This window comes from Paenibacillus sp. LS-5 (genome assembly GCF_056121505.1).
In genome coordinates this window covers 74010-89195 of the sequence record NZ_JBWAVA010000015.1, presented here as the reverse complement: position 1 = coordinate 89195, position 15186 = coordinate 74010, and the positions used below count along the sequence as shown (strand labels likewise).

Sequence of the window (15186 nt, the reverse complement as noted above, 5' to 3'; positions counted from 1 at the left end):
CAGATCTCCTTTTCTTAAGGAGTCATAGCCATAGAGAGGCTAGAACGGAAGTGATAAATACAGCAGAGAAGATCAGAAAAAATAAATAAAGGGCAAATTTGGTCTTGAATAGCGAGAGCAGCATTAACGAGTTTTTGAAATCGAGCATCGGTCCGAGCACCATAAAGGCAAGCAGCGAGCCTCCGGGAAAAGTATGCAGGAAAGTAGAGGCAACAAAGGCATCCGAGGTAGAGCACAGGGAGAGCACATACGCTAACCCCATCATGAACAGATAAGAGCCCAATGGTTGCCCGCCAATGGCAGCCAGACTGCCTTGATCCATGAAGGTCTGAATCCCGGACGTTAGCAGACAGCCGATAATCAGATATTTCCCCATTTCAAAAAACTCATCCGAGGTATGCACGAATACAGCAACCAGTCTGCCCCCGCGAGTGCTGCGCTCATGGACTTCTCCACTCTCGCGGCGGATCGAGAGCCGAAGCGGTGATTTGCGGACGGTGGCATAGATCAGAAAACCGATCAGTGAGGCTACAACAAAGGCCAGTCCCATTCGGGCGTAAGCCAGCTCCGGATGGGCCCGGAAGGCTGTCAATGTAGCCCCGTAGACGACTGGATTCAGGATAGGACCCGACAATATGAAGACGATGGCTACATATAGCGGCATGCCTTTGTGCATCAGTCGGCGGACCAGCGGAATCATCCCGCATTCGCATACAGGAAAAAGTATGCCGAGCAAGCAGCCGAACAGGATCGCCGGGACCGGCCGCTGCGGAATCCAGCGTGAGATCATCTCATCCGGCACGAATACGCGGAGGAGTGAGGAGAGCAGCGCCCCCAGAAGGACAAACGGCAAGGCTTCCAGCAGAATGCCGATAAATCCGGTTTTGAAGGCTTCTGTGTAGGCGTTGTCCAGCAGCTGCGGGTGACCCGGAAGCCAGAAGACACCCGCTGCAATCAGGAAAATGGCAGGAATCAGCAGGGGCAGCATTTTGAACGGTGACAAGGTGGTCAAGGCTGCTGGAACAAGGTTTCCCAGCGGTCCGTCAGCAGTTTCTCGTCCAGATGTAATCCGATGAATACGAGATAAGGCTGGCCGGGATACCGCGAGAACTCAAAGTTGCAGCGGTTTCCTGCGTATTGCACCAGATGCACCCCGTCCTGCCCGGCGAGCTTGACATGCCCTTTGGCTCTCACCAGGCTGTCTCCCCAATCACGGAAAAAGCTCTCCAGCTGCGCCTGCCGGATTCCGCCTGCTGCTTCTGGCGGAAAGGTCAGTGTGACTGCCGCTACCTGAGAGTAGGATGCCTGCTGGGCGGCTTCCGGTTCCTGCACTGCGGTTGCTCCTTGCCTGCCGCCGAGACTGTTCATCCGCTTGAGTGTAGCGCCGTTCAGATCGCTGCGCCCTCGCTGAGGTATCGAAACATGCTGCTCACGGGGGATGATGCCTGCCAGCAGTGGAGTGAGATTGATTTCACTGTAATGCGTGAACACAATCTCGGATTCCGTGTTATGACGGCTGGCCATCTTTTCAATCCGCCATAGGGTTTCCGGTTCCACGAGATCACTTTTGTTGACAATAATCAGATCAGCGCTGGAGAGCTGGCGGCGCAGTGTCCGCACAAGCTGTTTGTCGGCGGAGAAGCGGCTGCCATATTCCAGCACATTCTCCGCATCCAGTACTGTTATAGAATAGTGCAGCTTCAACCGCTCGCTAAGCGAAGGTTCCAGCAGTGATTTGGCAATTTCCTCGGGATCAGCCACACCGGTAAGCTCGATATAGATCACATCCGGACGCCTTGCGAGCAGCAGGCCCAGAGTTTTTGGCAGCTCATCCTTGCGGCTGCAGCAGACGCAGCCGTCCAGGAGCTTTTCCACACTGGCGCCGCCATGCTCCTGCAGAATGTACCCATCAACATCCTTTTTACCCAGCTCATTCATCACAACGCCAGGGTTCAGCCCTCTAGCCTTACTCTCCTTAAGCAGGTTCAGCAGCAAGGTAGTCTTGCCGCTCCCTAGAAATCCGCCCAGGATAATTACTGGTATCTTCATGTTTCTCCCTCCCGCTACATTCCTGCTATTGCAAGAATCATATTTTCATATTCCCATCTATACGTAATGGATCTGCCAGAAAGACCACAAATGTAAGAGAGCCCAAATTTTTTGGAGTAGTTATTGACAGTGAACAGGACAAACCTGTAGAATGTGTTAATCGTAATAATTACGATTAAATAAAAAGGAGCTGAATACCATGAGAGTTATCGTCACACTGGCTTGTACAGAAACCGGCGACCGTAATTACACCACCACGAAGAACAAGAAAACCCAGCCGGGCCGAATCGAGATGAAGAAATACAGCCCCCGACTGAAACGGGTCACGCTGCATCGTGAGACCCGCTGATTCACAGAACATTGTATGAAGAAATAAGAAAGCGTTGGACCAATAACATCTCAAGGAGATTAAGGAGAATATCTATGAACCCCATTCCTGTTACCGTGCTCAGCGGATACCTGGGCTCAGGCAAAACCACAGTGCTTAATCACATCCTTCACAACCGGGACGGCCTGAAGGTGGCCGTAATTGTCAATGACATGAGTGAAATCAACGTGGATGCGGGCCTGGTGAAAGCAGGCAACACCCTATCCCGGACGGAGGAGAAGCTGGTTGAAATGTCCAATGGCTGCATTTGCTGCACGCTGCGTGATGACCTGCTGCGTGAAGTACAGAGTCTGTCGGCGGAAGGGCGTTTTGACTATATTCTGATCGAATCCTCTGGAATCAGTGAACCTGTCCCTGTTGCACAGACGTTTACCTATGCCAATTCCGAGCTGGATATTGATCTGACTGCACTGGCCAGACTCGATACTATGGTTACCGTTGTCGATGCTAACCGTTTTTGGCATGACTTCGCTTCGGGCGACAGTCTGATTGACCGTGGCACGGTGGCAGGGGAAGAGGATGCACGCGATATTGTCGATCTGCTTATCGACCAGATTGAAACCTGTGATGTGCTGCTTCTGAATAAATGCGATTTGGTGGATGATGGAGCGCTGAACAAGCTGGAGTCTGTTCTGCGAAGACTTCAACCTGCCGCGAAGATCATCCGTACGGTTAAAGGGATGGTTGATCCCCAGGAGATTCTGAACACAGGACGGTTCGATTTCGAACGAACCAGCATGTCTTCCGGCTGGATTGCGGAGCTGAACAAGGAGGAGCATGTGCCGGAGACAGAGGAATACGGCATTAGTTCTTTTGTGTATCGCCGCAGAATACCATTTCATCCGCAGCGGCTTAGCTCATTCTTCAGTGATTGGCCGCAAGAGGTGGTCCGGGCCAAAGGCTTGGTCTGGCTGGCGGCCAAGTGCGATCTTGCCGCAACGATTAGCCAGGCAGGGCCCTCGATTCAATTCGGGCCTGCCGGCTACTGGCTGGCAACACTCCCTGAAGAGCAGCAGCTAGAGGTGCTTGCTGCGGAGCCAGATGTGAAAGCCAGGTGGGACGAGCGCTGGGGTGACCGCATGAATGAGGTCGTATTTATCGGAATCAGCATGGACCGTGCTGATCTTGAAGCCCGGCTGGACTTGTGCCTGCTGAATGGAGAAGAGATGCAACAGGATTGGAACAGCTTCAATAACCCGCTGCCATGGGCAGCCGAGGGAATGTTTGACGATTCAGAGTGAGCAGGCGTGAAACCATAGGATATGGGTGCCGCATATAGAGCTGAAGCTGGGAATTGGGGTATAAGCCGGGATCATGACTCTGTGATTCCGGTTCTTTGTGTGGAATGCTGTGCCATTGGTTAGCGATTTAATCATAATAATTACGATTAATTATTCGTTTTGTATTTACAAATCGTAATTATTACGATAGTATCATTGGAGTTAATACGTAATCATTACGAATAAAGAGGATGCAGGAATAGTTGAACCAGATCATTCCGGACCCTGGACCCTATTATGCTTCATTCCGCTTTATGAAAGGAGGGCAATACACCATGATTTTATCATCCATGAAGGATGTCGTGTTCGGTTACGGAAAGGAGCCGGTCATTGACAACCTCTCGATTGATATTGAAGCCGGGCAATTTATCGGGATCACCGGACCGAACGGGGCAGCCAAAACTACTCTGCTCAAGCTAATGCTTGGATTGCTCCGGCCGTGGAGCGGAACAGTTACTCTTAACAAGGAGATGACGGGGGAAGGTAAGCTTGTCATTGGCTATGTTCCGCAGCAGGTGGCTTCGTTCAATGCCGGATTTCCGAGCAAGGTCATCGAGCTTGTCCGGTCCGGCTGTTACCCGCGGCTGGGATTGTTCGGGCGTTTCACCAAAGAGCAGGATGAGCTTGTGGAGCGGAGTCTTCGGCAGGTAGACATGTGGGAATACCGGGACCGCAGGATCGGGGAGCTGTCGGGCGGGCAGAAGCAGCGGATCTGCATCGCAAGGGCACTGGCGCAGCAGCCCCAGGTCCTGGTGCTGGATGAGCCGGCAACAGGAATGGATATCGTCAGCCGCACCGGATTTTACAAGCTGATGCGCCATTATGTCAGCAATCACGGCCGGACGGTCATTATGGTCACACACGGCCTGGAAGAGACCAGTCCCTATCTGGATACGCTGATTAGTCTGGAACGACAAGAGCAGGAGGGCTGGAAATGCTTGGTTACGAATTCATGCAGCGCGCATTTTGGGCCGGGGGCCTGATCGGCATCATCGGTCCGCTGCTGGGTGTATACCTGATGCTTCGCAGACAGGTGCTTATGGCTGATACACTGTCTCATGTCTCTCTAGCAGGAGTAGCGCTGGGTTCAGTGCTGCAGCTGAATCCTGCGCTCAGCGGATTTGCAGTGGCTGTAGCCGGCGGTCTGGTTATCGAACAGCTCCGCCGTTCTTACCGTACATACAGCGAGCTGCCGGTGGCGATCATTATGACTTCCGGCCTTGCATTGGCAGTAGTATTAATGAGTCTGAAACAGAACCTGAGCCGGAGCTTCAGCTCTTATCTATTCGGCTCCATCGTCGCTGTCAGTGATACCCAGCTTGGGCTGATTGCCATTGTAGCTGCAGCGGGTCTCTTGTATTTCATTCTTCTTCGCCGTCCGCTCTACAGCCTGACCTTCGACGAGGAGACCGCCTCGATCAGTGGTGTTCACACCGGCTTGTTGTCATTTTCATTTGCTGTGCTGACCGGCATGACGGTTGCAGCGGCGATGCCTGTAGTCGGGGTACTGCTCGTATCCGCGCTGATTGTCCTGCCGGCGGCTATCGCTTTGCGGATTGCATCCGGGTATACGGCGGCTATTCTGATCTCAGTCGGTGTCGGCCTGGCGGGTGTATTCAGCGGTCTGACTGCTTCTTACTATATCAGCACACCGCCTGGAGGTACGATCGCCCTCATATTATTATGCTTTCTCCTGGGTGCCATTGCCGTTCAGAAGCTAATGGCAGTCCGGAGACGCCGCAATATCCATAAGTCCATAATTAAAGGAGCTTGATTCTATATGCTGAGTTATAAAATCCGTCAACTTGCCGTTCTCTCCCTCACCTTAACAGTGATTGCCGCAGGCTGTAGCAGTAATAACACCGCAAGCAATGCAGGTAATGCCGCCCCAACTTCTGCCGGAAGCACAGAGCGAGCAGCTGCGGGTACCGCAGTCAAGGCGGACAAGCTGGACATTAAAGTCAGCTTTTATCCGATGTATGAGTTCACCCGAAATATAGTCGGCGATTTAGCCGATGTGGAGACGCTGATTCCAGCCGGAGTTGAGCCGCATGACTGGGAACCAACGGCCCAGGATATGGCTGGAATATCTGCCGCTGATGTGCTTGTATTCAATGGTGCCGGAATGGAGGGCTGGGCGCAGCAGGTGATATCCAGTGCTTCAGGAACTCCGCTTGTAGCTGTCGAAGCCAGTAAAGGGCTGAATCTTATGGCAGGAACAGAAGAGGAAGAAGAGGATCACGCTGGAGCGGAAGATGATCATGCCCATAAAGAAGGCGAACATGCCGAGGAAGGAGACGAACATGCCGAGGAAGGCCATGACCATGGCGGTCTTGATCCGCATGTCTGGCTGGCACCGTCTCTTGCGATCAAGGAGGTACAGACGATCGAAGCCGCTTTGTCCGCAGCTTCTCCTGAGAATGCTTCAGCCTTCAAAGCGAATAGTGCTGCCTATATCGCGAAGCTGGAGCAGCTTGACAAGGAGTTCAAGGATAGTCTGAAAGATACAAAACGTAAGGATTTCATTACTCAGCATGCTGCCTTCGGTTATCTGGCGCAGGAGTATGGGCTGACGCAAGTCCCTATCGCCGGTCTTTCTCCTGAGCAGGAGCCTTCTGCCAGCCAGATGGCCGGTATTGTGGAGTTCGCTAAGGCTCATGACGTGAAAACCATCTTTTTTGAAACTCTGGTGTCGTCCAGTGTGGCGGATACAGTCGCCCGGGAGATTGGTGCCAAGACTGCGGTGCTGAACCCAATCGAAGGCTTGACCGATGAGGACCGGAGCAGCAATCAGGATTACTTGAGTATTATGCGCAAGAACCTCGAAGCTCTGAAGGCGGCATTGAACGAATAGAGAATCAGATACAATATCAATGAAGGGAGGCTGGAGCAGCGTGGCAAAGAAATCGAAGATCGTGAAGGAAATGAAAAGGCAGAAGCTGGTGGCAGAATATGCTGACGAGCGCAGAACGCTGAAGGCAAAGGGGGATTACATGGCCCTGCAAAAGCTGCCGCGCGATTCGTCGCCCACCCGGCAAAAGAACCGTTGCACCGTTTCCGGCAGACCCAGGGGTTACCTAAGCAAGTTCCATGTTTCACGGATCGTTTTCCGTGAGCTTGCGCTCAAAGGGCAAATCCCCGGCATTACCAAATCAAGCTGGTAGACAGGATAGATTGCATAACTTCAATAGGACAGCTGTTTCTCTGCTTTTGTGGAGAAATGGCTGTTTTTGCTATGAATGTAGAGATTCATGGTTCTCGGCATATTCCCTTCCTGGTCTTTGCCTGATGAAGCAAGGTGAATTATGATAATAGACATATGTACTTGAACCTTGAGGGAGACAGGGTCATGAACTGTAACAGACGACAAGGAGGAGAAATATAGCATGCCAAAACGGATTGAAGAAATCACGCTGAATACCTGGCCCGCAGAGCAAAGTGTGCTGCTGGATGGCTGGGTGCTCCGCACATCGGCAGGTTACACCAAACGTGCAAATTCGGTGAATCCCCTATATGGTCCGGATGAACAGCAGAGCGGACTGGATATCAGGGACAAAATAAGCCTCGCCGAGCAGTATTATGCGGAGGCCGGGCTGAACACTGTGTTCAAAATCACTCCGTACACCCAACCCGCAGATCTGGACGGATGCTTGGCTGAGCAGGGCTATGAGATCGTAGAACCCTCGTCCGTAAGGACGCTGGACCTGCAAGATCTGCCCGCTCCAGCAGGTAGGTACCAGCTCCAGATCCGTGAAGATCTGACTGAAGAGTGGCTGGAGGTTTTCTCAGGAATGGCAGATCTGTCGTCTGTCAGCAGGAATACACTACGCAGAATGCTGTCCGCTTCCATTTTGAAGCAAGGGTATGCCCTGTTGCTGAAAGATGGTATTCCAGCAGCTTGCGGACTCGGGGTTATCCAGCATGGGTATATCGGTTTATATGATGTATGCACAGCTGCTCCATTCCGCCGGCAGGGGATGGCTGAGGAAATGCTGCTCCGTCTGCTGCACTGGGGCAAAAATCTGGGAGCGGCACACGCCTTTCTTCAGGTGGTGCAGGCCAACGCAGGGGCTTCAGCGTTATATGACAAGCTGGGCTTTCAGGAAATATATTCATATTGGTACAGAGTGAAAAACCGGCGTTAGAAGGGAGGCGGGCAGTAAATGAGTAAAGGAGAAGACCCTATAGATGAGTATTGGAGTACAAGATTTGCCCGTGAGGGCATGATCTGGGGAGATCGGCCCAGTCCGTCGGCTTTACAGGCCAAAGCGAGGTTTCTTGAGGATGGGGTGCAATCCGTTTTGATACCGGGTGCGGGTTATGGGCGGAACACCAAGGTATTCTCCCCGGATATGGACACATATGGGATTGAACTCAGCAGTGCTGCCCTTGAACTTGCCGCAGTGTGGGACAGCAGAACCCTCTTTATTAAAGGATCGGCATTGGAGCCGCAACTGGACATTCCGGTAGATGCAGTCTATTGCTTTGATGTGCTTCATTTATTTCTTGCCGGCGGGCGCCGTCAGCTCATAGCCGCCAGTCTTGCACAGCTCCGGCCTGGAGGCCTTCTTTATTTCACCAGCTTCTCCGATGAAGACCCTAACAACGGCAAGGGGATAATGCTGGAGCCGGGCACATATGAATACAAGGAAGGGAAGTACGCCCACTTTTTCAGCGATGCGGAATTGCGGGAGCATTTTAGCGCAGTGGACATTGTGGAGACGGGAACCTTTATCGAATTGCTGCCAAGCCCAGGAAGCGGGACACATGAATACATATTGAGGTATATCCTCGCACGAAAAAAATAAGGGATGAGACTGCTGTCATAGAAGGGCGCGGCCCTGTATTTCTTACCGGCCGCGCTGAGAATTATACGAATTTACCCTGAGAGGGAACAGACAGCTCTTTGAATGTTTTACATAAATGGGCGAATTCTGAGGATAGCTCGGGCACGGTCATGGGCAGTCCGTGCCCGGTCATTACGATCTGCGGGTCAAGAAGAGCGAGCTTACGGACGGACTTCTCCGCTTCCACCCAGTCTGTTGTGAAATAGGCCGGAGGTCCGTGCAGTTCCTTGTGCTGGGTAATTACTGCAAATGCCGACTCCTGCTTAACTGTAATCACGGCATCCCCCGCTATAAGTACCCTATCATCAGGCCGGAAAAGAGAAATGTGGCCAGGACTGTGACCGGGTGTATGCACCCAGGTCCAGCCCTCTGCTCCAGGGATCATGCCATCTTGCGGAAGCGGATGAACCGCGTCTCCAAGATTAATCCCCCTATGCGGGTAGAGCGGCGAAACCGTGGCCAGGAGGCCTCCACCCACAGCAGGGTCAGCGGGAGGATAATCCAGGGAGCCTGTAAGATAAGGCAACTCTAAGGGATGCGCGTACACAGGGACCCCTTTCCATTCTTCCAGTAGCTCCTTCAGATTGCCCACATGATCAAAATGGCCATGCGTCAGAATAATGGCTGCCGGCGGCTTGCCATACCGCTCCCAGGAAGTCTGCAAAATGCTCCCAGCGAAATTGCCAAGTCCGGTGTCCACCAGGATCCAGTCCGATTCAGCCTTACCTATATAGACAACGTTAACAAACAAAGTCCGAAGACCGGCTACCCCTTCCGCTACATCCCATGTATCGGTAAGACCGGCTGTAAATATCCCGTTCAATTCCACCAACGCACCTCCTGCATTTTTCTGAAGTATATTCTGTACGTCTTCTGGTAGTATGGCCTTTATTTTAGATAAGCATCAATAAGTTTCACGATACCGCAGCAGGTTGAAACGTCAATAGCCCCGCTTCCGAAGGAAGCAGGGCCTGGTGATAGTATGATAAGCAGTTATGCGCATTTGAAGTATGTAGCCCGCGGCTGGCTTCCTGGTTAACGCGATTCGCAGTCAGCGAATAGAATATGGCGCGGAATATGGAAGAAGCTCTCGGCTTTTTCTTGCAGTGCCAGTGTTGGAAGGTGACATTGATGCAGCCACTTGCGGAAGGTTCCGGGATGGACCCCGATCCAAATACTGACGTCTGTAACCGAAAAATCATACACCATGCACAGCCCCGTAAGTATGATATTGCTCTGGGGGGAATGGGCATTGGCTCTTTTCATAAAGCGAGAAGGCGTCGGCTGGCATACAATCGGACTTTGCCGCAGAAGAACCTCGTTGAACAAGATATGGGACGGATAGCCTAGAATACGGCAGACCTTCTCCAGATTGGTCCTGGAAGGAATACGTCCTTCATATACCCATGCGCTAACACTGCGTGAAGAGACCGCGAGCTCTTCGGCAAGCCGGGACAATTTCATGTCTTTGGCCATTAGAATGGCAAGCAGTACGCGATTGCGGATTTGGCTGCGCTTGGGCCGGCGGAATCTTTTGACCCTTACGCCTTGTCCAAGATATTTGCGGTTGATCAGAGACCAGGCCTGAATTTTATGTGATTCTTGCTGATTCTTAGGCATAATTCCTCCGATATACTGATTTAATAATGTAGTAAATATTCAGGGTTGGCTTTATATGACTTTAACATTTTGGTTATGCTTTCGTCCAGGGTGAAATGGTTGGCAGAACGGCTGTACTTAAGTTTCTTTCAGAAGTGAGGCGGGTATGATATATTTTTAGTAAACCATTTCATAATATTCAAGGCGCAGGGAGCGATATAGATGATTAAGCACATTGTGTTCTTCAAATTAAAGGACCGTACTCCGGAAAAAGTCCAGGAAACCGTAGCTGTACTCCGGAACATGGAAGGCAAAATTCCACAGCTGATCTCCATCGAGGTGGGGGCTGATGTCATTCGCTCTGAGCGTTCTTTTGATATTGCGCTGGTGACAGTAGTCGCTTCGCTTGAGGATTTACAGGCATACCAGGTACATCCGGCACATAAGGAAGTTATTGCGCACATCAATGAGGTCAAAGAAGTCTCATTTGCCGTGGATTACGAAATCTAGGAATTATTGTAGAGTGCGGCGGCATCCGCCATCAAATACCGGAAGGTGTGACGTCTATGCGAGAGCTTGAATACCCGATGGAAGCGTTAACCTATTTAGTCGTATTTCTGGCCGCGTGCATCATTATGCTGTTCTGGCTGAAACGCCGCGGCAGGCGGGGGAAATAGTTCGGAATTTTTTCAGCAGCTCTATGCCACATCACCTGATTTGGAGGTTCTACTGTGTACTATGTTAACCGAAAACAGATCGAAACTATACTGGGGCAGATTCCCGATATCAATACCGGACTCCGGGCAGCAGCAGCCTCGTGGGATGGCGGAACGTTCATGGGACTGGTCCAGGAAAGATGTCTGCATCTGGCGATCGAGGTCGTTACCGATGTAGGAAGTTCTTTGATTGACGGATTCATCATGCGTGATGCGGGAAGCTATGAGGATATTATTTCTATTATTCATGAGGAAAAGGTTTTTACCGGTAGCGGTCTATATGATTTGCTGATCGAGCTGGTAGCCCTACGCAAGCCATTGGTGCAGGATTATTATGTATGGGACCGTACGGCGCTTCACCCGCTTGCAACATTGCTGCCGGCTGCGCTGGAGCAATTCGCAGAAGAGGTTCATAGCTATCTGGATCAGGAGCTGGGCGCACAGGCTCAAGTGTAATATTCTAGCTGGCACAGGATGCTGGCGATATAGAGGCGACCACAGGCGTCAGCTGTGAAAGGAAGGGGTCCTTAATAATGAAGAAGGGGCAGGAAAGCGGATCGACAAGGCGCATGATTATGACGCTCCTGAAGATGAAAGGCCCGCTGACGATCAGTGCGCTCGCGGAGGAACTGGGAATAACCGAAATGGGCGTCCGGCGGCATGTCCTGCAGCTGGAGCAGGAATCGCTGGCCAAAACCAAGGTTGTCCGCCAGGCCATGGGCCGTCCGCTGCATGTATATTCGCTGACAGAGCGGGCGGACGACCATTTTCCCAAAAGCTATCACAATCTGGCACTGGAGCTGCTGCGTGAGCTAGATCACGGTAGTGGGCTTGAAGCAGTTAATATGTTGTTTGAAGGCCGCAAAAGACGCATGCTTGCCCAGTATTCCCCCATGATGGAGTACCGTAATCTGGAAGAGCGTGTTGCAGAGCTGTCCTCCATTCAGAATGCTGGCGGTTATATGGCCGAGTGGAGCCGGGAAGAGGACGGATCCTTTGTAATGCAGGAATATAACTGTCCGATCCGCCAGGTGGCTACCCAATACCGCAAGGCATGCCAGTGTGAACAAGGGCTGTTCGAGGAACTGCTCGGCGCGAAGGTTACCCGAACAGAATGTATGGCAGAGGGCGGTCAGAGTTGCCGCTATGCCATAGCACCGCTCAAGAAAGAGAAAACTTCGGAAATAAGCGTATAAACTGTCACAAGACATACTCTCTTTGCTTATGATGTAGCAGAACTAGGCGATAGCCCGGATGGCCGGGCAAAGGCTCAAATAGACCCAAGGGAGAGATGAGACATGAAAAAAGATAACAAAAGCTTGCTGTGGGGCATTCTTGCTGGTACGGTGGTAGGTTCTGTAACGGCTTTGCTGTTCGCCCCTAAGCCTGGCAAGGAGCTGCGCAAGGACATTGCGGACGGAACAGCAGACGCCATCGACAAAGTGCAGGAAATTGCTGGAGCGGCCAGTGAAAAAAGCACTGAGCTGTACAGCAAAGCCAAAGACGCCGCCTTGACTGTAGTTACTGAGGTTAAGGAATGGAGCAAGCAATATACCGGTGCTGAGGAAGAGGAAAAGGCTGCAGTAAGCGGAATTGTGGCTGAAGGTGAATCGCCCGGAATTATTTTGGATGAAGCTGGTGAAGAGCTCGATGAGCTGGTAGAACTGGATACGCTGGAAGATGAAGCTGATGCGTTAGCTGCTCTGGAAGATGACACCGAGAATGACAAAGATGGCAGTGGCATCGCCTAGTCCGGGCGGATTTCTCTCTTTTGAAAAGGGCATATATTTTATGCCATCATTCATCCGTATACTTCCGGTCTTGAGCCGCTTTTCGCATTCCGCGGAAGGCGGCTCTTGAACTGTCCCGGAAATTGGAGTATTATCTGCAATTGGGGCTGAAGCCTAGGTACATTTTGTTTTTGCTCTACATAAGCTACACAAAACAAGTAAAAAGGAAGCGGTGTGTTCGTGCAGCAAGCTATCGCAATACTAGACTCAGGTGTGGGGGGACTAACAGTTGTCAAGGAAGTGATGAGACAGCTCCCGCGGGAGAAGATCATTTATTTTGGCGACACCGCAAGGGCCCCGTACGGACCCCGTTCGACAGAAGAAGTGAAAATGTTCACTGAGCAGATTGTGGACTATTTAATCCAATTTAATCCGAAAATGATTGTTATTGCCTGCAATACAGCAACTGCGGCCGCACTTGACTATATCTCAGCCAAAGTATCCATTCCTGTCATCGGCGTTATTCATCCCGGCGCACGTGCAGCTATAAGTGCAAGTAAAACAGGTACGGTGGGTGTCATCGGTACAGTGGGCACAATCAAGAGTGGTGCCTATACAGCTGCGCTGAAGCAGCTTTCCCCATTCGTTCAGGTCGTCAGCCAGGCCTGTCCGGCGCTTGTCCCCTTTGTGGAGCAAGGCATGTTCCGCTCAGAGGAGAGTCATGTTGCAGTGGCTGAATCGCTTAATGGCATCAAATACGAACCCATTGACACTTTGATTCTGGGTTGTACCCATTACCCGTTCCTGGTGGAGCCCATCGGCAAAGTGATGGGCCCAGGGGTGAAGCTGATCAGCTCAGCAGATGAGACAGCAAGAGAGATTAGTACAATTCTGTATGACAAAGGAAAACTGGCCAGCGGGGATGAAAGTCCTATCCACCAGTTCTTCTGCAGTGGAGATGCGGAGATGTTCCAGCGGATCGCCCGGGATTGGCTCGGTGAGCAGATTAAGCGTACCCCTGTAGTCTGGCAGGTATCATCGTTGTAAGAATTGCAGCAGCGGGTTGATTAAGGACAAACCCCTGATTCAGGGGGGAATTGTAGAACTGAGATTTGAGGCCGGGACAGCAATGTTCCGGTTTTTTTGCTGCGTCTGCTTCGTCAAATTTCACATGGTGGACAGCACGTTCTGCATAGAATGGATTAGTGGGTTGTATTCGAATGTCTCCCGTGAATTCCCCGGCTGAAGGCATTGAATGACACCAACTCGAGGGCCGAGGGGATGAGACATATGCAGCAATATATTGCCCGCAGGGGAGATACGGTTAGCCGGATTGCCGCGAGGCATGGACTTACACCGGAGCATGTGATACAAGGAAACCCGTGGGCAGGCAAGCAGCCGTATTTATACCCGGGGCAGGTGTTATTTCTGCCTTCCGCTCCGCGTAAGCGTTATGCTGTGAAGGAAGGTGATGATGCCTTGAGCATTTCTGCCTTATTTGGAGTGAATACCGGGGAACTGGAAAAGCTGAACCCAGGCATTAGTTCGGCCTACGGGTGTGCACCCGGCAAAGTGCTGGTCATTCCTGAGGCAGCGCCTCATACGGCTGTATATCTCCGAGGGGAATACGGACCGGCGGATATGGAAGAGGACCTGGGAAAATTATTGATCAGGTATCCTTTTCTTCAGGTGGAAAGGATTGGCACGAGCATTCTGGGTAAGCCGCTCCAACTGCTGCGGATTGGCTGCGGGCCGCGCCATTTGCATGTCAATGCGTCCCTGCATGCGAATGAATGGCTTACATCACCTTGTCTCATGTCTTTTGTTGAGCAATATGCAGCGGCCTATGCGGCTGGCAAGGACTGGAATGGTCATAACCCTGAAGCGTGGTACAACAACTGGACATTATGGGCTGTGCCTATGGCCAATCCCGACGGGGTGGAGCTGGTTCAGGAAGGAGCCTGGCCGGGTCATCCCTACTACGATGAGCTGAGAAAATGGAATGGCGGACGGCGCAGCTTCCGCCATTGGAAGGCCAACATCCGCGGGGTGGATCTCGGAGACCAGTTCCCCGCCCATTGGGAGGAGGAGCGGAATCGGCGGGCCGTATCCGGACCGGGACCCCGTGATTACAGCGGAAAGGCTCCGTTAAGTGAACCGGAAGCTGCTGCCTTGGCACAGCTGGCTGAGAAGGTTCCCGGCGATGCGGCCGTATCGCTGCATAGCCAGGGGGGCGAGATTTACTGGAATTACCGGGGCTATGAGCCTCCGGAGAGCCGGACACTGGCCACCCTGCTCGCGGCAGCCAGCGGCTACCGGGCGGTGGAATTGCATGGAAGTGATGCCGGATACAAGGATTGGTTCATTCAGCGCTTCCGCCGGCCCGGTTTCACCATTGAGCTGGGCAATGGCAAAAATCCGCTTCCTTTGGCTGATTTTGAGGATATGGCACTGGAGACCGGCCTTGTTTTGGCAACTATTCTTTCAAATTACAAATAAAAATGAAACAATGTCTGCAAATTTGCGTAATATACCAGCAAAGGGTACGGCCGCAGTCATTTCGAGATGCGCTTAGCG

The 15186-nt window shown here is 51.9% G+C and carries 18 protein-coding genes; 14 read left to right on the top strand and 4 right to left on the bottom strand.

Going from position 1 to position 15186, the window contains the following annotated elements:
* Positions 1-22: 22 nt before the first annotated feature.
* Positions 23-1012, bottom strand: coding sequence for a permease (locus AC0MA3_RS20035; protein WP_474657464.1), 990 nt, complete (start codon positions 1010-1012; stop codon positions 23-25).
* Positions 1009-2049, bottom strand: a complete 1041-nt coding sequence (locus AC0MA3_RS20030; protein ID WP_474657463.1) for a CobW family GTP-binding protein — start codon at positions 2047-2049, stop codon at positions 1009-1011. Before AC0MA3_RS20030 ends, AC0MA3_RS20035 begins: the two co-directional genes overlap by 4 nt.
* 199 nt (positions 2050-2248) lie before the next feature.
* Between AC0MA3_RS20030 and rpmG the strand changes: the two genes are divergently transcribed.
* The 8 genes from rpmG (at position 2249) to AC0MA3_RS19990 (ending at position 8525) form a co-directional block, all read left to right on the top strand.
* Complete coding sequence (gene rpmG / locus AC0MA3_RS20025; protein WP_074086058.1) at positions 2249-2398, top strand: 50S ribosomal protein L33; 150 nt, start codon at positions 2249-2251, stop codon at positions 2396-2398.
* Positions 2399-2472: 74 nt separating this feature from the next.
* Positions 2473-3678 (top strand): GTP-binding protein, encoded by a 1206-nt coding sequence (locus tag AC0MA3_RS20020; RefSeq protein WP_474657462.1) that lies wholly within the window; start codon positions 2473-2475, stop codon positions 3676-3678.
* Between the two features lie 314 nt (positions 3679-3992).
* Complete coding sequence (locus AC0MA3_RS20015; protein WP_474657461.1) at positions 3993-4700, top strand: metal ABC transporter ATP-binding protein; 708 nt, start codon at positions 3993-3995, stop codon at positions 4698-4700.
* Positions 4646-5491 (top strand): metal ABC transporter permease, encoded by an 846-nt coding sequence (locus tag AC0MA3_RS20010; RefSeq protein ID WP_474657514.1) that lies wholly within the window; start codon positions 4646-4648, stop codon positions 5489-5491. Before AC0MA3_RS20015 ends, AC0MA3_RS20010 begins: the two co-directional genes overlap by 55 nt.
* Positions 5492-5497: 6 nt before the next feature.
* Entirely contained in the window at positions 5498-6571 is a 1074-nt protein-coding gene (locus tag AC0MA3_RS20005; protein ID WP_474657460.1) for a metal ABC transporter substrate-binding protein, read from the top strand.
* Between the two features lie 40 nt (positions 6572-6611).
* Positions 6612-6881 (top strand): 30S ribosomal protein S14, encoded by a 270-nt coding sequence (rpsN, locus tag AC0MA3_RS20000; RefSeq protein WP_474657459.1) that lies wholly within the window; start codon positions 6612-6614, stop codon positions 6879-6881.
* Between the two features lie 222 nt (positions 6882-7103).
* The gene (locus AC0MA3_RS19995) at positions 7104-7862 is read left to right on the top strand and encodes a GNAT family N-acetyltransferase (protein WP_474657458.1); all 759 of its coding nucleotides are present in this window, start codon (positions 7104-7106) and stop codon (positions 7860-7862) included.
* A gap of 18 nt (positions 7863-7880) precedes the next feature.
* Entirely contained in the window at positions 7881-8525 is a 645-nt protein-coding gene (locus AC0MA3_RS19990; protein ID WP_474657457.1) for a class I SAM-dependent methyltransferase, read from the top strand.
* 61 nt (positions 8526-8586) lie between these two features.
* Here AC0MA3_RS19990 and AC0MA3_RS19985 read toward each other — a convergent pair whose 3' ends face one another.
* Positions 8587-9393, bottom strand: coding sequence for an MBL fold metallo-hydrolase (locus AC0MA3_RS19985; RefSeq protein ID WP_474657456.1), 807 nt, complete (start codon positions 9391-9393; stop codon positions 8587-8589).
* Between the two features lie 206 nt (positions 9394-9599).
* Positions 9600-10184: a helix-turn-helix domain-containing protein gene (locus AC0MA3_RS19980; protein ID WP_474657455.1), complete on the bottom strand. Its 585-nt coding sequence runs from the start codon at positions 10182-10184 to the stop codon at positions 9600-9602.
* 201 nt (positions 10185-10385) lie between these two features.
* Between AC0MA3_RS19980 and AC0MA3_RS19975 the strand changes: the two genes are divergently transcribed.
* From AC0MA3_RS19975 to AC0MA3_RS19950, 6 genes are all read left to right on the top strand, one after another.
* On the top strand, positions 10386-10673 hold the full coding sequence (locus AC0MA3_RS19975; protein ID WP_474657454.1) for a Dabb family protein: 288 nt from the start codon (positions 10386-10388) through the stop codon (positions 10671-10673).
* A 221-nt stretch (positions 10674-10894) separates the two neighbouring features.
* Positions 10895-11335 carry a DUF86 domain-containing protein gene (locus AC0MA3_RS19970; RefSeq protein WP_379153836.1) on the top strand — a complete coding sequence of 147 codons (441 nt, stop codon included), beginning with the start codon at positions 10895-10897 and terminating at the stop codon, positions 11333-11335.
* A gap of 77 nt (positions 11336-11412) precedes the next feature.
* Positions 11413-12075 carry a helix-turn-helix transcriptional regulator gene (locus AC0MA3_RS19965; protein WP_474657453.1) on the top strand — a complete coding sequence of 221 codons (663 nt, stop codon included), beginning with the start codon at positions 11413-11415 and terminating at the stop codon, positions 12073-12075.
* Between the two features lie 102 nt (positions 12076-12177).
* Positions 12178-12630, top strand: a complete 453-nt coding sequence (locus AC0MA3_RS19960; RefSeq protein WP_474657452.1) for a YtxH domain-containing protein — start codon at positions 12178-12180, stop codon at positions 12628-12630.
* Positions 12631-12849: 219 nt separating this feature from the next.
* Complete coding sequence (racE, locus tag AC0MA3_RS19955; RefSeq protein WP_474657451.1) at positions 12850-13656, top strand: glutamate racemase; 807 nt, start codon at positions 12850-12852, stop codon at positions 13654-13656.
* Between the two features lie 243 nt (positions 13657-13899).
* Entirely contained in the window at positions 13900-15108 is a 1209-nt protein-coding gene (locus AC0MA3_RS19950) for a M14 family zinc carboxypeptidase (RefSeq protein WP_474657450.1), read from the top strand.
* Positions 15109-15186: the final 78 nt, after the last annotated feature.